At 42.4% G+C, this 18,999-nt stretch carries 19 protein-coding genes and 1 pseudogene; 14 read left to right on the top strand and 6 right to left on the bottom strand.

Features of this window, described 5'->3' with window-relative positions; translation table 11 throughout:
* Positions 1-234 precede the first annotated feature (234 nt).
* A complete protein-coding gene (locus tag FPL27_RS10820) occupies positions 235-1,905 on the top strand; it encodes a L,D-transpeptidase family protein (RefSeq protein ID WP_143961105.1) in 1,671 nt (556 codons plus the stop codon).
* Positions 1,906-2,118: 213 nt separating this feature from the next.
* Complete coding sequence (locus FPL27_RS10815; protein WP_235893418.1) at positions 2,119-4,305, top strand: M3 family metallopeptidase; 2,187 nt, start codon at positions 2,119-2,121, stop codon at positions 4,303-4,305.
* Between the two features lie 68 nt (positions 4,306-4,373).
* Here the strand turns inward: FPL27_RS10815 and FPL27_RS10810 are convergent, their stop codons facing one another.
* Together FPL27_RS10810 and FPL27_RS10805 are read right to left on the bottom strand one after the other, a co-directional pair.
* Positions 4,374-5,468 (bottom strand): AI-2E family transporter, encoded by a 1,095-nt coding sequence (locus tag FPL27_RS10810; RefSeq protein ID WP_143961104.1) that lies wholly within the window; start codon positions 5,466-5,468, stop codon positions 4,374-4,376.
* An 88-nt stretch (positions 5,469-5,556) separates the two neighbouring features.
* A complete protein-coding gene (locus FPL27_RS10805; protein WP_143961103.1) occupies positions 5,557-5,895 on the bottom strand; it encodes a zinc ribbon domain-containing protein YjdM in 339 nt (112 codons plus the stop codon).
* Positions 5,896-6,058: 163 nt separating this feature from the next.
* On the opposite strand from FPL27_RS10805, the gene FPL27_RS10800 reads away from it, so the two are divergent.
* The 12 genes from FPL27_RS10800 (at position 6,059) to FPL27_RS10750 (ending at position 15,324) form a co-directional block, all read left to right on the top strand.
* Positions 6,059-6,691 (top strand): fasciclin domain-containing protein, encoded by a 633-nt coding sequence (locus FPL27_RS10800; RefSeq protein ID WP_143961102.1) that lies wholly within the window; start codon positions 6,059-6,061, stop codon positions 6,689-6,691.
* A 354-nt stretch (positions 6,692-7,045) separates the two neighbouring features.
* On the top strand, positions 7,046-7,261 hold the full coding sequence (locus tag FPL27_RS10795) for a dodecin family protein (protein WP_143961101.1): 216 nt from the start codon (positions 7,046-7,048) through the stop codon (positions 7,259-7,261).
* 222 nt (positions 7,262-7,483) lie between these two features.
* Positions 7,484-7,618, top strand: coding sequence for a hypothetical protein (locus FPL27_RS20140; RefSeq protein ID WP_262712080.1), 135 nt, complete (start codon positions 7,484-7,486; stop codon positions 7,616-7,618).
* Between the two features lie 69 nt (positions 7,619-7,687).
* Positions 7,688-7,981, top strand: coding sequence for a hypothetical protein (locus tag FPL27_RS10790; RefSeq protein WP_143961100.1), 294 nt, complete (start codon positions 7,688-7,690; stop codon positions 7,979-7,981).
* Entirely contained in the window at positions 7,948-8,145 is a 198-nt protein-coding gene (locus FPL27_RS10785; protein WP_394348494.1) for a hypothetical protein, read from the top strand. Before FPL27_RS10790 ends, FPL27_RS10785 begins: the two co-directional genes overlap by 34 nt.
* A 355-nt stretch (positions 8,146-8,500) precedes the next feature.
* Positions 8,501-9,034, top strand: coding sequence for an RNA polymerase sigma factor (locus FPL27_RS10780; protein WP_143961098.1), 534 nt, complete (start codon positions 8,501-8,503; stop codon positions 9,032-9,034).
* 5 nt (positions 9,035-9,039) lie between these two features.
* Entirely contained in the window at positions 9,040-9,831 is a 792-nt protein-coding gene (locus tag FPL27_RS10775; protein ID WP_317129437.1) for an anti-sigma factor, read from the top strand.
* A gap of 250 nt (positions 9,832-10,081) precedes the next feature.
* Positions 10,082-11,620: a DUF4394 domain-containing protein gene (locus FPL27_RS10770; RefSeq protein ID WP_143961096.1), complete on the top strand. Its 1,539-nt coding sequence runs from the start codon at positions 10,082-10,084 to the stop codon at positions 11,618-11,620.
* A 120-nt stretch (positions 11,621-11,740) separates the two neighbouring features.
* Positions 11,741-12,349 (top strand): alpha-ketoglutarate-dependent dioxygenase AlkB family protein, encoded by a 609-nt coding sequence (locus tag FPL27_RS10765; RefSeq protein WP_143961095.1) that lies wholly within the window; start codon positions 11,741-11,743, stop codon positions 12,347-12,349.
* A 238-nt stretch (positions 12,350-12,587) separates the two neighbouring features.
* Positions 12,588-13,184, top strand: coding sequence for an SAM-dependent methyltransferase (locus tag FPL27_RS10760; protein ID WP_235893417.1), 597 nt, complete (start codon positions 12,588-12,590; stop codon positions 13,182-13,184).
* A gap of 384 nt (positions 13,185-13,568) precedes the next feature.
* On the top strand, positions 13,569-14,669 hold the full coding sequence (locus FPL27_RS10755) for a peroxiredoxin family protein (protein ID WP_143961094.1): 1,101 nt from the start codon (positions 13,569-13,571) through the stop codon (positions 14,667-14,669).
* A 196-nt stretch (positions 14,670-14,865) separates the two neighbouring features.
* Positions 14,866-15,324 carry a CHY zinc finger protein gene (locus tag FPL27_RS10750; protein ID WP_143961093.1) on the top strand — a complete coding sequence of 153 codons (459 nt, stop codon included), beginning with the start codon at positions 14,866-14,868 and terminating at the stop codon, positions 15,322-15,324.
* Positions 15,325-15,559: 235 nt separating this feature from the next.
* Here the strand turns inward: FPL27_RS10750 and FPL27_RS10745 are convergent, their stop codons facing one another.
* The 4 genes and pseudogenes from FPL27_RS10745 to FPL27_RS10735 all read right to left on the bottom strand — a co-directional run.
* The gene (locus FPL27_RS10745) at positions 15,560-15,952 is read right to left on the bottom strand and encodes a GxxExxY protein (protein WP_143961092.1); all 393 of its coding nucleotides are present in this window, start codon (positions 15,950-15,952) and stop codon (positions 15,560-15,562) included.
* A 242-nt stretch (positions 15,953-16,194) separates the two neighbouring features.
* Positions 16,195-17,238, bottom strand: coding sequence for a reverse transcriptase domain-containing protein (locus tag FPL27_RS10740; RefSeq protein WP_221936597.1), 1,044 nt, complete (start codon positions 17,236-17,238; stop codon positions 16,195-16,197).
* On the bottom strand, positions 17,157-17,585 hold the full coding sequence (locus FPL27_RS19940; protein WP_221936596.1) for a reverse transcriptase family protein: 429 nt from the start codon (positions 17,583-17,585) through the stop codon (positions 17,157-17,159). The genes FPL27_RS10740 and FPL27_RS19940 overlap by 82 nt, the downstream gene beginning before the upstream one ends.
* Positions 17,586-18,164: 579 nt before the next feature.
* A pseudogene (locus FPL27_RS10735) lies at positions 18,165-18,485 on the bottom strand (energy transducer TonB); the annotation flags it as partial.
* Between the last annotated feature and the right edge of the window lie 514 nt (positions 18,486-18,999).

The following is an 18,999-nucleotide window of genomic DNA, read 5'->3' as shown; positions in this document are numbered from 1 at the left end:
CTTGAATTGAAAATTAAATAACATAATTATCCGCAATGATGCCAGTAGCCAATTTCCCTTGCTTTACGGACGGAAGACCGAAGACCGATGCCTGCCTGACTCGGCAGAGGCAGGACCGAAGAAGCGGCCATTCTAGCATCAGACCAAGAATTTGCAGTTTAAACGGCTTACTGGTGCAATTGCGGATATACATATTAAATAATTTGGTACTTTTGAGCCAAGATCACTATTGAAATGAAATTTTACCATCCTATTACCGCCCAATTATTCAATGCGGCCCTCATCATCAGTTTCTTCATAAATTTGACCGCCTGTGGGTTCAGTACAATCCGTAAGGATTTTTCCGATAGGTTTAAAAAAGAACTTGTGGTCATTCAGGAGGAAAATCCGCAATACGAAGGAGTTTCTCTTCTAAATCCAGAATTAATTTCAGCCATCTATGAAGACGATGCTGAACATATCTTGGCAAAGTGGGGCAACCGGTCGAAAGTTGAAGGAATGGTAGCTGCTATCCGAGGTGCCAAAGAGGATGGATTGAACCCTGAGGATTACCATCTGTCAGTTATAGAGCCTTTAATTACCAAAGTATTTGAAACCAAACAGGCGGATTTGGAGGATGAGGTTACACTTGAATTGCTGCTAACCGATGCTTATTTAATATTATCTACGCATCTTTCTCAAGGGAAAACGAATCCGGAAACGATTGATCCTAATTGGAAGGCAGCTAGAAGAGAAGCTAAACCTGAACTTGCGGCATTTGTGGATAGTACCATCATGCATGACAATGTATTGGAAAGCCTGAAGAGCCTTACCCCAAAACATAGGGAATATGTCAACCTTAAAGCTGGGCTGGTACGTTACCGCCAAATCGCCGAGCAAGGTGGCTGGGACCACGTAGAGTTTTCTACTGCTAAGCTTGAAAAAGGCATGAGACATTCCGATGTTTTGAAACTACGGCAGCGATTAGGTAAGGAATTGGAAGATCCTGAAGATGAGGAGATAAACGTTTTTGACTTAAAATTGGAACAGAAGATAAAACAGTTCCAAGAGGAAAACGGATTGACCCCGGATGGGGTGGTAGGTAGAGGGACTATGGATGCTCTGAATATTCCGGTGCAAAGTAGAATTGAGAACATTGAAGCCAACCTTGAACGCTGGAGATGGCTTAGTGATAATCTGGGTGAAAGGTATGTGAAAGTAAATATTGCTAACTATGAAATGCAGGTGATTGAAAATGATAAGCCTGTATTTGTGTCCAGGGCAATTGTGGGTAAGCATTACAGACAGACTCCAGTATTTAGTGCCCGCATGAATCATTTGGTCTTTGCGCCGACTTGGACCGTTCCTCCTACTATATTATGGAATGATGTGATACCTGCTGTGAAGAAGGATCCAAATTATTTGGCTTCCAAAAACATGCAGGTTTTGACTAGAGATGGCAAACCAGTGGATGCCAAAAGTATAGACTGGAAAAACGTAAGCAGAAGCAATTTTTCCTACATGATCCGTCAATCTCCTGGAAAGGACAATGCCTTGGGGAATGTAAAATTCATGTTTCCAAACCAGTACAATGTCTACATCCACGATACACCCACTCGGAATCTTTTTGCCCATACAGACAGGTCATTCAGTTCTGGTTGTATTCGTATCAGTAAGCCTATGGAATTTGCAGAATACCTTTTAAAGGATAAACCGGAGTGGACGCAAGAGCAGATGACCAGGGTAGTGGCACAAGGAAAGGAAAGAACCGTCTTCCTAGGCGAGCCCATCCCCGTACACATCATTTACATGACTGCCTGGGCTGACGATAATGGAACAGTTCATTTTCGCAAAGACCTCTACACCAGGGATCAACCCCTGTTGAATGCGTTGAGGCAAACTCCTCCGAGAGAGGGTGACAATTAAAAACGGTTAGAGGGTTATTACCCGGCGCTGGCGCGCTGCGGGTGGTTAAGAGGTTTAGTGATGAAGGTAGATGAATCTCTTGCTGGACGCTAAATCTCTTCTGCATCCTCTGTTCCTCTATGGTTTTAAAGACCCAAATTCTTCGTACCTCGTAATTCCAACTTCGTACTTAAAAAATGTATATTTACTACATAATCAAACAAACCCAAAACTATGAGTAAGACAGGAATTTTTACACCTAAATTGATGCGGATGCTGGCCTTGGTGGCTGTGGTGGGAGCCTCGGCGCCATTGATGGCACAAACACAAAATCAAGCTCAGACAGAGATGCAACAAACTGCAACGGACGAAAATATTCTCCTAGCCGAATTTAAAGGTCCCTACGGGGGAGTGCCGGCCTTTGACAAAATGGAATTAGATAAATTGAAGCCAGCCCTTGAAAGGGGTATGGAGCTTCACCTTCAGGAAATTGAGGAAATAGCCAACAATCCAGAAGAACCAACTTTCGAAAACACCATCGAAGAAATGGAAAGGGCAGGAAAACCCTTGAAGAACGCCTTTACCTATTACGGAATCTGGAGCAGCAACATTTCCTCACCTGAATTCAGGGAAATCCAAGCTGAAATGTCCCCCAAGATTTCGTCGTATTCCTCCAAAATTTCGCAAAATGAGAAGCTGTTTAATAGAATTAAAACAGTATACGAAAACTCCAAAGAAAACCCACTTCCCGCCGACCAACAAAGGGTAGTAGACCTGATTTATACCAATTTTGCTATGGAAGGTGCTGAACTCGACGAGAAAGCAAAGGAACGCTACGCTGAGATCAATATGGAACTCTCAAAGCTTTACACCAAATTCTCCAGCAATGTACTCGCAGATGAGGAAAACTATGTGGTGTATCTTGAAGAAGACCAGCTTGGTGGTCTGCCTAATTCTTTGGTGAGAGCTGCCGCCAAAGCCGCAGAAGATAGAGAGCAAAAGGGCAAATACGCTATTACCAACACCCGTTCGTCTATGGATCCATTCTTGACCTATTCAGATGAAAGGGAGCTGAGAGAAGAAGTTTGGCGCAACTACTACTCCAGAGGCGACAACAGGGATGAATACGATAACAACGATATCATTGCCGAAATCCTAAAACTACGCAAGGAAAGAGTTGGCCTGATGGGGTATGATAACTATGCCGAGTGGAGACTGCAGGACAGGATGGCTAAAACTCCAGAAGCAGCTATGGAATTGATGACGGCAGTATGGCCGGCAGCCCTAGCTAGAGTAGAGGAGGAGGTCGTAGACATGCAGGCCATTGCCGATAAGGAAGGAGCAGATATTACCATCCAGCCTTGGGATTATCGCTATTACTCCGAAAAAGTAAGAAAAGACAAATATGACCTAGACAGTGATGAAGTAAAGCAATACCTTCAACTGGATAATCTAACTGATGCTTTGTTCTACACAGCTGGAGAGGTATTTGGTTTTGAATTTGAACCCGTTCCAGAAGGTTCAGTGCCCGTATTCCATGAAGACGTGAAAGTTTGGGAGGTAAGCGATAAGGAAGGGGAGCATATCGGACTTTGGTATCTGGATCCTTTTGCCCGCCAAGGGAAGCGTTCCGGTGCTTGGGCTACCACTTATAGAAGCCACACTACTTTCGATGGGAAAGAAACGGTGCTTTCTTCCAATAACTCTAACTTTGTGAAAGCAGCTCCAGGTGAGCCTGTGTTGATTTCATGGGATGATGCCAAAACCTTCTTCCATGAGTTTGGGCACGCACTTCACTTTTTGGCTGCTGACGTTAAATACCCAACCCTGAATTCAGGTGTGAGGGACTATACGGAATTCCAGTCACAATTGCTTGAAAGATGGCTTTCTACGGATGAAGTGATTGAAAGATTCTTGCTGCACCAAGAGACCGGTGAACCGATGCCCCAAGAATTGGTAGAGAAGATCAAAAATGCGGCTACCTTCAATCAGGGTTTTGCCACTACTGAGTTTTTGGCTTCAGCTCTTATGGATATGAAATATCATACCACAGATCCGGAAGGCATAGATCCACGTGAATTTGAGAAGGAAACCTTGAATGAACTGAACATGCCTGACGAAATCGTGATGCGTCACCGTTCGCCACATTTCGGGCATGTATTTTCTAGTGAAGGATATGCTACGGCGTATTATGGATATCTGTGGGCTGATGTGCTCACTTCAGATGCTGCGGAAGCATTTACTGAATCTCCAGGAGGCTTTTATGATAATGATGTTGCGGCTAAATTAGTACAATATCTTTTTGCTCCAAGAAATGCAATGGATCCGGCTGAGGCCTACAGAAAATTCAGAGGCAGAGATGCTACCATCGACGCTCTGATGAGAGATAGAGGCTTTCCAGCTCCAGGTGATAAGAAATAAGTAAGTACGAAATACGAGGTACGAAGTACGAAGCAGTGTCTTGGTACTTCGAACTTCGTACCTCGTACTTATTTCTTAAACCATCCCTTAATCTTATCCACTGTCAGGGCATACTTTTCTGTGCCCTTATCACTTAATAGGTAACCCACCGGTTTTAGAAAAGAAACATGATCGCAGAAAATCTTGAACATGGCCACAAAAGGGACAATCAGAAACATGCCTGCCAATCCCCAGATCATGCTTCCAAATATTAAGCTTAGAATAGTGATAAATGGGTTAAGGCTCAAGTATCCACCAGTGATGTTTGGAGTCAGGATATTATTCTCCACAAACTGAATCACTACGAAATAAATCAAGATCCAGAAGAAATAGGAAAGGGTGTCCATAGCCAAGAATGCATAGAGTAGGGGCAATGCCGCTCCAATTAAGGTCCCAAAATATGGAATAAAGTTAAATAGAGCAGCCATGACACCAAAGAAAATGGGGTAATCCAACCCAATAATAGAAAATGCAATGGTGTGCGTGATGGATAAAATGATAACCACGATGAAAAGGCCTGTCATGTATTTTTTGGCAACCAGATTAATCTTACCTAGAATGGTTTCTATTTTTTCTTCCCTTTCTGGAGGGGCCATTCGGATAATGAAGTCATGAAACTTATCCCGATAATACAGCATGAAAAAGATGAAAACTGGCATTAGACCTGTTTGTACAATGATGTTTGTTGTAGTGGAAAATGTGGAACGGAGCATATCATCAGAAGCTGCAAACACACTGCTCACTTCTTCCTCCCAGCTGTCAAAGCGGTCTTTGGAAATCCCAGTGCTTTCACTTAAATTCATCTTAATGCTCTCCCAATTACTGGCAGACTGTTCCCGAATACTGGGAAGGTCCTCGGCAAAAACTCCAAACTGGTAGGAAATAAAGTTGATAGCGAGGACCAAAACCCCAATTCCCACTATGATAGCTACAAGATTGGCCAAAATGCGTGGTAACCACCTTTTCTCCAAAAATTTGGCAATAGGAAATAGCAGATAGGCCAATAAAACTCCAAGAAGCAAGGGTACCAAAAAGCCCCTTGATTCTATCAAAGCATAGATAAAAACGATAAAAAAAATTAAGAATAAGGTAATCTTCTTTAAAAACTCGTAGCGTTTGCCCATGATAAGCTAATAATGATGGTTAAGGTTAAGGAATCCAAATCTTCCCTTATAACAAAATAACCGCCAATGAGTTTTAAAGTGGGCCTTTCTAAGCTTTTTTTACAAATTCTGATTTTAGGGCCATACTACCAAAACCATCAATTTTGCAATCAATGTTGTGATCACCTTCCACTAGCCGGATGTTCTTAACCTTAGTGCCACCCTTTATTGGAGTGGGAGAACCTTTTACAGGGAGGTTTTTGATCACCACTACCGAGTCCCCGTCGGCAAGCAAGTTGCCGTTTGAGTCCTTTACAACTAAACCGGTTTCGGCTTCACTTTCAGCTTTTGACACCCATTCGAAAGCACACTCTGGACAGACAAGTTTGTTATCCATTTCATATGCATAAAGTGATTGGCAGGCGGGACACGGGGGGATTTTTTCCATAGGGTCAAAGTTAAGGATTATTGGTACAAAATTTCGAAAAATTAATCAATGCAGATGAAAAGTTTGAATTGATTTATTTGGGATTAAAAAAAGGTATAATAATTGCTCATTATATAAATATAATATATAACCGCTAATAATCTTTAAATTAAAGAAGAAAATTATGAATAAAGAAATCAAAATATTTGGAGCGGCTTTAGCCTTTATGTTCTGTGGAACGACCTTAATGGCTCAGCAAACACAAATGACTACCCAGGATATGGCCCAGACCGATGTTGAGGTAGATTATGAAAGCATTTTTGAAGATGTGGATAATACGGAAGACCATGATATCTTAACTTTGCTTAAGCAAGATGACAATTTTTCCATTTTTGTGGAAATGTTGGAAAAATCACAAATAGATCTTGATGCGGCTGCTGAGGCAGCAGGTGAAATAACTGTTTTTGCACCAACCAATGATGCCTTCAAACAGTTGACAAAAGAACAATATAAGCAAATCACAGAACCTGAAGATTTAGCCTTGTTACAAAGCATCGTTAAATCCCATGTGATGACTAAAAAAGTTAATTTGGCGGACTTCCAGACTAACCAGGTAATTGAAAATGCTGATGGACAGGAAATTGCCGTGGAAACTGCAGGAGGACAAGGTGTAGCCACTCCTGCCGATGATGTGATGATCGGTGGAGCAAGAATAGGCAAGCCAGATATTCAAGCTTCAAATGGCGTGATTCATGTAATGGAAGGTGTGGTAATACCTGATCAGCAAGGTTCTACCACAGGATTTGGTGCGCAATAATTACAATCTGTTTTTTTAAAAAGAAAGCGTCTTCTTTATAGAAGGCGCTTTTTTTTGGCACACTTTTGTTTCAGTTTCCACGGGAGCCTCCTGGTTTTTCAACCTGGTGATAAATCTTTGATATGATTTTTCATATTATCTCATATGACATGAAAAATCCTTTGAAGCTTGGTCAGTAACTTTTTAAATGAAAAATATAGGAAATTTCAATGCAGCAACTGGCAAAAGGCTAGGGATCCCCCTATTGAATTCATTTCTAGCTGGTATTCAAAACAATAGGAGGATATTGAGGTTAGGAATATATCACATTATTAGGAATAATAATTAAATATCCACCACAAAACCTTAACCATTATGTCCATTGTAAAAGTAATTGAAGTAATAGCAAGTTCAGAAAGTAGTTTTGATGACGCTGTCAGAAATGCTCTGAAGGAAGCTAAGAAGTCTGTTAAAAACATAAAGTCAATTTATGTAAATGAAATGCATGCCAACGTGGATAACAATGAAATTGTCTCATACGGCGTGAATGCAAAAATTTCCTTTACCATACAGGGCAAGGACGAAATGTAAGATAGTAGGGAAGGCCGGGAAATGCTCTTCATTGCAAGGGATAGCAAAAGCAATCTAGACCATTAACCTAAGGTTCAGATTGCTTCTCCCGACTTTTTTACTTATAACCACACTTCTTCAAACCTAGCAAACGTATTTTACCTTTTAGGATAGGTACCTCTACAATTTGATTTGATTATTGGATTTTTATCTAGGGACATTGGACCTCTAAAACTTTCCCTTATGGAACTTAAACTTTTTGGTACTACTGAATTGCGGTGCTCTAACGGTATTTTGGCCCATACCTTTCTAGCTGGGAAAAAAGGACTTGCGCTTTTGGTTTATCTAATACTGAATCATGATAAAGGTTTTCAATGAAGAGATCACCTTTTGGGGCTATTTTGGCCTAACTTGAATCAAAAGGAAGCACGTAACTCACTCAATAACATGCTTTGGCATATACGTAAGGATGTGGGCAAGGATGTACTTCTAAACCGCGGTCATGATGAGGTGATGATCAATATGGACTTTGTCAAATGTGACGTGGTTGAGTTCAGGCATTTGTCAAAATCCGGTGAATTTGAAAAAGCTATACATATTTATCAAGGCCAATTTATGCAAGGGTTTTTCTTTCCAATGCCTCCGAGGAGTTTGATGACTGGATGGAAAATCAACGGAGTCAACTTTCAGAATGCTATCTGGGCTGTTTGGATAAAAGTGCAAACCATTGTATTTCAGTAGGAAATCTGGAAGAGGCAGCAGAATTACTAAAAAGAAAGATCCAAGAGAATCCATTTGATACCTCAACAGTAATCAGCCTGGTTGGTACTTTGAATAGAAGTGGTAAAGGTTGGGACGGTCAAAAGTACGCCCAATTGCACGCTGAAGTGATGAAAAAGGAATAAGGTAAAGACTTCTTAATCCGGAAAATTTCTTAGAAGTCCAATCAGAGCTTTCCTGCAAAATTACCGATACCATAATTAACTATTTTAAATTTAAGCCAGCTTCATTACATATTTTGCCAATAGAAAACCAGAAGGCATTTAGGTTTTATCACAAGGGTTGGCAGCCTCTCTTCAAAGGAACATTTCAAGGTAAGATCTCTCCCCGAAGCGATTAAATACAGGGAAAAATTTATGAATTGTTGGGGTCATGGATCTCTAGTAACTTTCATTCAAATCATCATCCTTACTTTTTTCAAACATTCTGGGTACAAATCGATTTAATGAAAAGTACTTTTTAAAACCAACTAAATGCTAATTGCAGGAAAAGCAAATCATCTCGGGACTGAAAGCACGAAATAAGGCTGCCGTAGAATACCTCTATGAGAAATATTCTAGGGCGCTTTTTGGTGTGGTAGTTCGGATAATCCCACAAAGGGATCAAGCCGAGGAAGTTTTCCATGATGCATTTGTTAAAATAGTAAGTAAAATAGATTCCTATCAGAAGGGAAGAGGGGCCCTCTACACTTGGATGGCCAATATCTGCCGCAATGCCGCCATCGACAAAACAAGATCCAAGGAATTCTCTAAATCCGGCCAAACTAACAGCATTGACGATTACGTATATGCTCTGGAAGGGCGCTCCGATACAGGTGATTATGTGGACGGAATAGGAGTAAAGGAGCTTATGGCCGAATTAAATGATGATCAAAAATTAATAATTGATTACATTTATTTTAAAGGCTATTCCCATGCTGAAATCGCCGAAGAATTTAACATCCCCCTTGGGACGGTAAAGTCCCGTGTGCGTGCTTCTTTTGCTGTATTGAAGAAAAAAATGGAGAAAATATAGTGGACGTGAAAGGCTACATATCGTCAGGCATACTTGAACTTTACCTTCTTGGGGAGCTTTCTGAAAGAGAGCGTCAGGAAGTAGAGCAAATGGCTGCACGCTATCCTGAAATCAGGGAAGAACTCGACCAGCTCGAGGCCTCCATGTTTGCATTTGACCGATTATCGGGCCAAAAACCTTCGCCGGCCATAAAGGATAAGATTTTCGCATCCTTAGAAGTTGAAACACCACCAGCTTCAATTAAAACAATGGATACGCCAGAAAGTAAAGCCCTTTCACGTTGGAGAAATTTTTCAGCTGCCGCAGCTGTAGTAGCGCTACTTGCCACAGTCTTTGCCTTTTATTTTGCAAACCGTTATTATTCTACCCAAGAAGAATACCGAACCTTGGTACTCGAAAGGTCTGTTTTAGCTGAGGAACTGGAAATCAACCAGGCCAGGTATGAGCAAATGGAAGAGTTTTTGGGTGGAGATTTTGATCGGATTCCATTGGAAGGAGAAGCATATGAGATGCAGAAAGATGCCCAAGTAGATATTTTTTGGGACAGAAACGATGCCCGGGTTTTTGCCTCTGTACGTAACCTTCAATTACTTGAGCCAGGCCAGGACTACCAGCTCTGGGCTATCGGAGAAGACGGTCCTATCGGCATAGGGATAATCAATGCCTCCCAAACAGGGCTTCTACAGCAAATGGAGACCGTTTCCGCTGCTGGAGCTTTTGCTATTACCATCGAACCAAAAGGCGGAAGCCAAACACCAACTCTTGAAAATCTGGTGGTTTTGGGAGAAGTGGTATAAAGAGTGGAGACCGGAGAGGGATGACCGGAGACCGAGCTACCCAAAAAAAACTCATCTTGCTAGATCCAGTTAGCATACCTACCTCGTATATCCTTTCAAACAACTTATTCAATTTTAATGAGATGTGTATTTGGTTGAGGTTGGTTAATTTTTTCAAAGGGATGCCCACTTTGGGTGTCCCATTTTGAAGACCTTGATTTTCATCCCCCAAATGCTTCAAATCATTTTTACTAACTAAACCACTATGATTATGAAAAACCCATTGAAAATTAACGCATTCATGGCCTTGTTCTGCGGTGCAATGTTATGGAGCTGTACGGATGAAATTGACTCTCCTCCGGGCATGGATGGAGATCATGACAATGATACAGCCATGCCTGGGGAGGCTCCTGAGATTGAATTCACTGCCATTTCTAGCGACAATGAATTAGTTTGGTATCAAGCCAGAGACCTTTCCAGTCCCATGAATACCGTCATGATCTCTGGTCTTGAGGAAGGGGATGAGATTGTCAGTATTGATTACCGGCCCGCCACGGGCCAACTATACGGTTTAGGAGCTTCAAGTCGCCTGTATATTATCAACGAAAACAGTGGAGAAGCAACGGCTTTGGGTGAAGGACCATTTTCGCCTATGTTGGAAGGGGAGAATGCCTCCTTGGATTTCAACCCTACCGTAGATAGAATCCGTGTGGTGACCAATTCTGGCCAAAATCTAAGACTGCATCCTGAATTGGGAACCGTGGTGGCCGAAGATGGTGATATCTCTGGCGGGGATAGCCCGATGATAGGAGCGGTGGCTTATACCAACAGTATGGCCGGTGCCAGTGAGACAGAGCTATTTGATATAGATTTCAGTTCCAACAAACTATATGTTCAGGATCCTCCTAATGACGGCGGGCTGAGAGAAGTCGGTGAGCTTGGAGTAGATTTTAATGGCATTGGCAACTTTGATATCAGTCCAGATAATTCCGCTGCTTTGGCTGTGGTATACAATGAACAGCGAAACAACCTCTATACCATCAATCTTACTACCGGTGCTGCACAAAATGTGGGAGACTTTAGCCATTCTGTAATTGGTATTGCTATCAAAACAGACCCTGTAGCTTTTGCTGCCACTGCAGACAACAGGTTAAATAGATTCAATCCTTTGGCTCCTGCTGACAACTATGTGGATTTGGATGGACTTGGCAATGGCGAATCAATAGTAGGGTTGGATTTCAGACCAGCCAATGGACAGCTCTATGCCATCACCTCTGAAAGCAGGTTGTTGACCGTCAATACTTCAAATGGTGAACTCATGGAAGTGGGTACTTTATCACCCTACTTGGATGGAACTTCCTTCGGCTTTGATTTTAATCCAACTGTAGATAGAATAAGGTTAGTCAGCAATACAGGGCAGAATTTAAGACTTCACCCTGACGAAGGTACGGTGGTGGAAGTAGACGGTGATCTCAATCCAGATAGTCCATATGTGAATGCCGCGGCTTATACAAACAACTTTGCCAATGCAAGCTCTACCATGCTGTTTGTCCTGGACAGTGAGACCAACGCTCTATACACTCAGGATCCACCAAATGATGGAGTTCTAAACATGGTGGGTAGCCTTGGTATTGAATTTACATCAGATAATGGTTTTGATATTGGAGGTATGTCTGACAATGCCTATGCGCTACTCGAAGTAGATGGTGAAATGGGGGTTTACCAGATTGATCTATCCTCTGGTGAGGCAAGTAAGGTTTCCGACATAAATATTGCGGCTACGGCCATGGCCTTAGGCTTAGGGTTCTAAAGAATGGGTGTTTGCTTTAGTGTAAGGAAAAAGCCATCCCGCTGTAGGGATGGCTTTTTTAATGAAATCAATGTCAATAAGAAAATGTTTATCAGGGTATGAAACTATACTTAATGATGTATGGATTTATTTAGAGATCACATGGACAAAAGCAGGAATTGGCTGCCTAAAGATGGGACAGTTAATTATTACGGTAAGTTATTCACTACCAATGAAGCCAATCATTACTTAGAGCGACTGTTAAACACGATTGAATGGAGAAATGACGAAGCGGTGATTTTCGGGAAAATCATCGTAACCAAACGCAAGGTAGCCTGGTATGGTGATGAACCGTTCGAATATACCTACTCTAACGTCACAAAACATGCACTACCTTGGACAAAAGAATTGTTGGAGTTAAAGGCCGTCATCGAAAGAGAAACGGGAGAAACCTTTAATTCCTGTTTGCTTAACCTGTATCATAGCGGAGATGAGGGGATGGCCTGGCATAGTGACGGGGAAAAGGACCTCAAAAAGGATGGGGCCATAGGTTCGCTGAGTTTTGGTGCTGAGCGGAAATTTGCCTTCAAGCACAAAGAGACCCAAGAAAAAATCTCCCTTGTTCTGGAACATGGCAGCCTCCTAATCATGAAAGGCACCACCCAAACCTTCTGGCTACACCGCCTACCACCAACCAAACTCATTAATAAGCCAAGGGTAAATTTGACTTTCAGGACGATAATTAAATAACCTTGCAATTCCATCAGGCATTCCAGATTTTACAATTTTAACCCTGACTCCTCATATTTAATAATATAAATATCCGCAATGATGGCAGTTGCCAATTTTCCTTTGTTTAGTGGGACCGAAGACCGATGACCGAAGAAAGCTCCATCCTAGCAGCAGAACAGGATTCTGGCAGCTTCAATGGCTTACTGGTGCTATTGTGGATAAACATATTTAATAATATAAATAGTAACTTAATGAAATGAAACTGCCAAAAGCTACTATACCCTTTGAAAGATATTTTAAATATGAGATGGGAAAGAATGTGTTATGCCTATTGGTTTTGCTTATAAGTTTTCAATCTGTATGGGCACAGGGCGAAACTCCGGGTTTTTCGGACCTGGTGCCTTTCGTGGCGACCCCTGATGAAGTCGTGAATATAATCCTTGAGTTGTCCGAAATTCAGGAGGGTGATGTTCTTTACGATTTGGGTTCGGGGGACGGAAGAATTCCCATCGAGGCTGCTGTGAGATATGGAATAAAAGCCGTAGGAGTGGAGATAGATGCCGATCTGGTAAGTGAGGCAAATTCTAATGCCCGGGAAATGGGAGTGGAAGATTTAGTGACTTTTGTTCAAGGGGATCTGTTTGAGATGGACTTTTCGGAAGCGACAGTTCTGGTCTTGTATTTATTCCCGGATATTAACCTGAAGTTAAGGCCTATAATACAGCAGCTTCCCAAAGGTACCCGTGTGATCTCCCATCGTTTTGATATGGGGGATTGGGAGCCGGAGAAAATCCGGAAGGTGACCCTGGAGGACGGGAGGGAGCATGAGGTGTATTATTGGACGGTGGAGTAGGGAGCGTTGGGCCTGGAGCAGTGAGAGAGGAGATCTGGCCACAAAGACCCTAAGGCGCAAAGGTGACATTCTTAGCGCCTTATTGGCAAGAAAATGAAATGGAGAGGGAGGTTTCCTTGTACTTAGTCTAAGCTAAGTGTGAGTGAAAGATAAGTATTCTGTTTAAGAAGAAATTCTTGGGATGGTTTGAGAACGATCTTAAATAGAGGCATTTGGAAATATAATTAAAACTGACCATAAGAATGGAATTTGCTCTAAGAGCATTAGAGAAATTAGTTCGGGATTAAGCACCAACTACTGTAACAATTTAATAAGAGTTTATAGCATAGTTATTAGATATATCCTAAATTTCATTAACTTGTAGTTTAGTTATTATTGTAAGCCATGAAAAATCTACTTATACCAGTTTTAATCATTATTTCTTTATCGGCCTGCCAAGATTCCTCGGAGCAGGTTCTGAATAAAGCAAAAGCTCAGCTTTCTCAATCAGCCTATATTTCATATTCCTACACATCCCTTTGGCCTATCTCGATGGGTATTGCAGATACTGTTGCAGGTTCAGGAGAGTATATAAGAAATGAGAAAGCTCCTTTTGGGTATGATTACATCGATAGAAGACCTCAAAATAGTGATGCTGTGTTTTTGGATAATGAATATAAACTTATAAATCATGAGAATAACACGGTAACAATTTATACATCTAAGGACCTTGAGAAAAACGAGCGGGATTTGACGGAGAGTTTGGCATACAGTTTTTCACCTATTTCATTTCTTAAAAACGAGGAATGGGAATATGTGAAGGATACCTTGATAGATGAAATAAAACTTTTGGATTATTATCAGATTGAAAATGATACGATTGTGGACAGAAAATCCATATATACTGAACAGCATATTTTCATTAATCCGAATAATTTTCTAGTAACACATTTTGAGCGGAGGAATTACATTGACGGTATTCTTGCCCAGAACATTTCTTATCAGTTCTGGGATTATGAATTGCAGCGGGAACCAAGGGAACTGGTCTATACCCAGCCAGAAGATTACATTTCCAAGCTTTACAAAGACAGGGAAAAACGCAGTCTGCTCAAGGAAGGGGAGAAGGCGCCAGAATTTGAGCTTCTTGACCTGGAGGGGCAAACGGTTAAATTGGAGGACTATGCAGGTCAAAAGCTGTTGCTTAATTTCTCCATGATCAGATGTGGGGCCTGCAAGAGGGCCTTAAACCATTTCTCGGAACCAGGATTCCAGTTGGCTGAAGATAGGAAGATGCTTTATGTAAATCCAGTGGATGTTAAAGAAGAAATGGAGACTTACCTAGGAAACTTTAACGTGGATTTCCCCGTACTCTTGGGGACCGAAGGTCTCGGTAAGGCTTATGGGGTCAATGGTTATCCCATTTTTTATCTTGTGGATGAGCAAGGTACGATTGAGAAGGTTCATCCTGGGTATAAAAAGGAATTTTTTGAAGGTTTGAGAAAATGATTTAAGTTTCCTCTCTCGGTGCTCACCAATGTCAGTTACCGATCACTTACTCTTCAATAACTCGGACGTAGCCGTTCGGTAAACTTAATACTGTTTGGTGAGCTAAGGAGGGTGATTACTTGGAATGACGATATTTATAAAGCCTGGGGCGCTTGCTTTAAATTCCGTACTTTTGCTTTCGAAAACCTAGTACAGCATGTATAAAACCCTTTTTCCCCTTCTTTTCCTGTTCCTATTTTCCATAGGCAATGCCTTTGCCCAGGAAAGTGAACCTGAAGTATTCAATCTGGTCAAAATCGGCGGTGTCAATGTCTTCGGGAAATCCGTCGACAACCAGACCCGCTGTGTGCACTGGCATTCGGAACTGGATATCATTGCGATCAAGTTCAAGTGCTGCGACAAGTATTATCCCTGCTTTTCCTGTCATGAGGAAGAGGCTGACCATGAACATGAGGTGTGGCCGGTAGGGGAGTTTGACGAAAAGGCGATTCTCTGCGGGGCTTGTGGCCATGAACTGACCATTCAGGAATACATGGATTCAAACAATACCTGCCCGAAGTGCGAAGCGAGTTTTAATCCGGGGTGTAGTAACCACTATCATTTGTACTTTGAAGTTGCGGAAAAAGGAATGGCCACAAAGGCGGGAAGGCGCTAAGAATTTAATTTTTAGCCACTAAGGCGCTAAGACTCAAAGGAATTAAAAGTTAGTGGCCACTAAGGCGCTAAGACCCAAAGGAATGAAAGGTGGATAGCCACTATGGCGCTAAGACTAAAGGAATTGAAGGTTAATGGCCACTAAGACGCAAAGAAATGAAATGTTAGTAGGCACTAATTATCGTTAAAATAGGAACCCCTTCGCGCCTTTGGACCTTTGTGGCTACTGTAAGGAATCACCTTTTAAATCTTCTTATGCCGTTTTTTATGAGGGGAACATTGAAATTTATTAGATATCCTAGGTTGAGCTTTGTAAGTTTAAGGTGACTTATAATCTGGGCTTCCCAAACAGGATTTACGGCATCTACAGCTTTTAATTCTATAATTACTAAATCCTCAACTAGTAAATCCAGCCTTAATCCCTCATCAAAATAAATTCCATCATAAACTATGGGTATTGTTACCTGCTTTTTTACAATCCATCCGGCTTTTCTTAATTCATGGGCTAAGCACACCTCATAAACCCTTTCTAAAAGTCCAGGACCAAGCTCTTTGTGAATATTGTAAGCGGCGTTTACAATCGCTTTTCCTATTATCTCCTCTCTTTCTGTTAGATCTAAAAATTCCATACCACGATTCTTAAAAAAATGAATAAAAAATAACTCGCTAATACTGAGGTAAATTAGTGAAAAAAATATTTTGATGGATATGAGGGGTTTAATTTTTTTTTTTCTTGCCACTAAGGCGCGAAGGCACTAAGTTTTATTCCTTGCCAGTAGAGTAGAGTGGTCAGGGTCTGATTTTGACCCTGACCAACCCCCTCGTCAAACCGTACGTGCGGTTTTCCCGCATACGGCTTTCCTGCCGAAGTTCATCTTTGGGCATTCACAGGCCTTATTCCAGAGTTCACATAAGGAACCACCAGACCGTATTGCTTGGTAAGCAGTTCGTATGCCTCCTGACCATATAGGCGTGATTTCCTCTGGCTTTTTCGGTTGTAGAAGCGACCTATCCGTTTTCTCAGGTAATCGTTCAGCTTTTTGAACGGCACCTGCGTATAGCTCACCCCCTCAATCCTATAGTTGTTGGTCCAGCCCCTTATTATCGGGTTGAGTTCTTTGACGACATCTTCCGCCTTGTAGTGGCCGATCTTTTTGAGCTTGGCGTTGATTTTCTGCCTTATCTTCTTTTGGGACTGGGGTTTTGGCAGTATGTTCCAGAACCTGCTCCCCTTGTAGATAATGCTTTTGTCGTACCTGACGGTAAAGCCGAGGAAGTCGAACGGTGACTCCTTGGCCTTTACCATCTTGCTCTTTTCCTTGTTGATGGTCAGTTCCATCCGATCCAGATACCCGTATACCTTTTCCAGTGCTCCCTGACCTATATGCTGACCCATCAGGATGAAGTCGTCCGCATATCTGATCATTTTTATACCCTGTCTGGCAAAATACCCATCTGCCTTTCGGACAATCCTGTCCAGAAGGTTCATGTAGATATTGGCCAGCAGAGGGGATATTACCCCTCCCTGCGGTGTACCCTTTGAGTTTTTCCTGCCTCCCGTGAACCTGCCGTCATCCTCGGCTATCGGCGCTTTCAGCCATAGCTTGATGAGGTGCAGAACCCTCGGATCCGCAATCCTTTCCCTCAGGGCCACCATGAGTTTGTCATGTGGGATTGTGTCGAAGTATTTGCTCAGGTCCGCATCATAGACATCGTGCATCCCCTTTTTCAGGTTCTCCTTGATCTCGGTAATGGCGGTCTTTACTGAGCGCTTCGGTCTGAAACCGTGCGACGATTCGTCAAAGTCAGCCTCGAATATCGGCTCTACCACTATCAGGCAGGCCCGTTGTACGACCTGTCCCTGATTGTCGGTATCCCAAGGGGACGCTGGCCCCCATTCTCTTTCTCTATCCACACCCGTTTTACCGCCTGCGGTTTGTAGGTGCGCGTCCTCAGTTCCTCCTTTATTTCGGAAAGGAACTTCTCGCGCCCATATTTCTCCACGGCTTCAAAGGTCATCCCGTCTATGCCTGCACTGCCTCCCTTGGATTTACATTTCCTGTAGGAATGTTCCAGTACATAGTCCAGAAAAATCTTGTCATAGAGAACATAGAACCTATAGTCCTTGTCCTGCTTGGCTTTCTGATATAGTTTCAGGTATAACAGTCTTGACCTTTCCTGTGAGCCCATGTCCTTGCGCTTTTTCTGCGACAGCTCCATAATCTCATTTTGTACGCTCTTTTGAATACTTTCCTTCTTCAATTCTGTAATCTTTTGGTTATCTAAAACAGTTGTTTCGGCAGTAATGCCCCTTCCCTACCTTCAGGTTGTGTTGTCCTGAAGCTCAGACAGTACTATGGGCATCTCCGCATCCCTCGTCCATCGGCGGTCACTCCGATGCCGTTAGGGACCTTCCCAAGTTTCATGCGTTCCCCTTGTCATGCACGCCATCCCATCTTACTCCGTGCAGCCATAGCGGTGCAGGTTGCCGTTGCTTCCCGCTATGTATCAGGTTTCGCCACCTTCGGAAGGTTGACCGCTGCAATGTTGCGTAACGAAGCCTAACTGGGTTCATTTGCATTACGGCTTACATGACCGCTCATCGGGAACTCAGCACACACCCGTTTCCAGTTGCATACCTCCCGACTGCTTCAGACTGAACGGCAAATTGGTCTGTGTATTCCTTTCATAATACTGGGTTATAAACTATATTTATATATAAACGCACGCTAAATGGCGTACCTAAGGCGCGAAGGCACTAATTTTTATTGCTTGACACCAAGACGTGAAGGCGCAAAGAATTTAAACTTTGCGCCTTCGGGCCTTTGTGGCAGTTTTTTTTTATGCCTCCGGCAATTTAAACTTGATCGGCACCCTCATTCTTACATTGACTGTCTGGTCTTTTTGCTTACCTGGCTCCCAATCGGGAGCGTTTCTGACGACTCTCAGGGCTTCTTCATCCAAGCCACCGCCAATTCCTCTGAGAATTTCGACACCTTGTATAGATCCGTCTACTTCCACCACAAAGGATACGTATACTGTTCCTTCTTTTCCCTCCTTTTTTGCCTGTTCAGGATAGGATAGATTTTGGCTGAGGTAGGCGGTCCATGCCTCATATCCCCCGGGAGGAGTTGGTGGGGTTTCCACAACATCAAAAACTTCTCCGGAGGAGGCGCGAAGGGCTAATTCACCGCTTGTATCCTCCTCAAGGATCAACTCATGGTCCTCGTCAGGTGCACAGGAGAATACCAGCATCAAAAATGCCATCAAGGGTATCCCAAATGAAAATTTACTTTTCGTCATTGCATTCGATTCAGTTTTATCCATCATCATGATATGTTTTAGGGTTAAAAATTTTTATTTAAGGTTGTTATGATATCTATCAAGCATCGCCTTGGATGTTCCACATGTTAAATATATAAAATTTACTTTAGTTATACTACGTAAAAATTAATATTTGGAAAAAAAATAAAGAATCAAGCGCGAAGATTTGGAAGAGAGGCAAAGGAGGGGACAGAGGAAAAGATGAAGGACGTATCAAACGTCATACTAAGTTAGAGGTCAGAAAAGTGTTGGTAAATTATCAGAATATTATTTGGTTTGCCTAGTAAGCAGGGCGCTGCTACCAGGTAAAAGCAGAAGGATTAAGAACCGTACCCGTCATTCGTCATTAAAG

This window comes from Litoribacter populi (assembly GCF_007483685.1).
Lineage (GTDB): Bacteria > Bacteroidota > Bacteroidia > Cytophagales > Cyclobacteriaceae > Litoribacter > Litoribacter populi.
The sequence above is the reverse complement of the archived record's forward strand: the minus strand, read 5'-3'. Positions and strand labels throughout refer to the sequence as shown.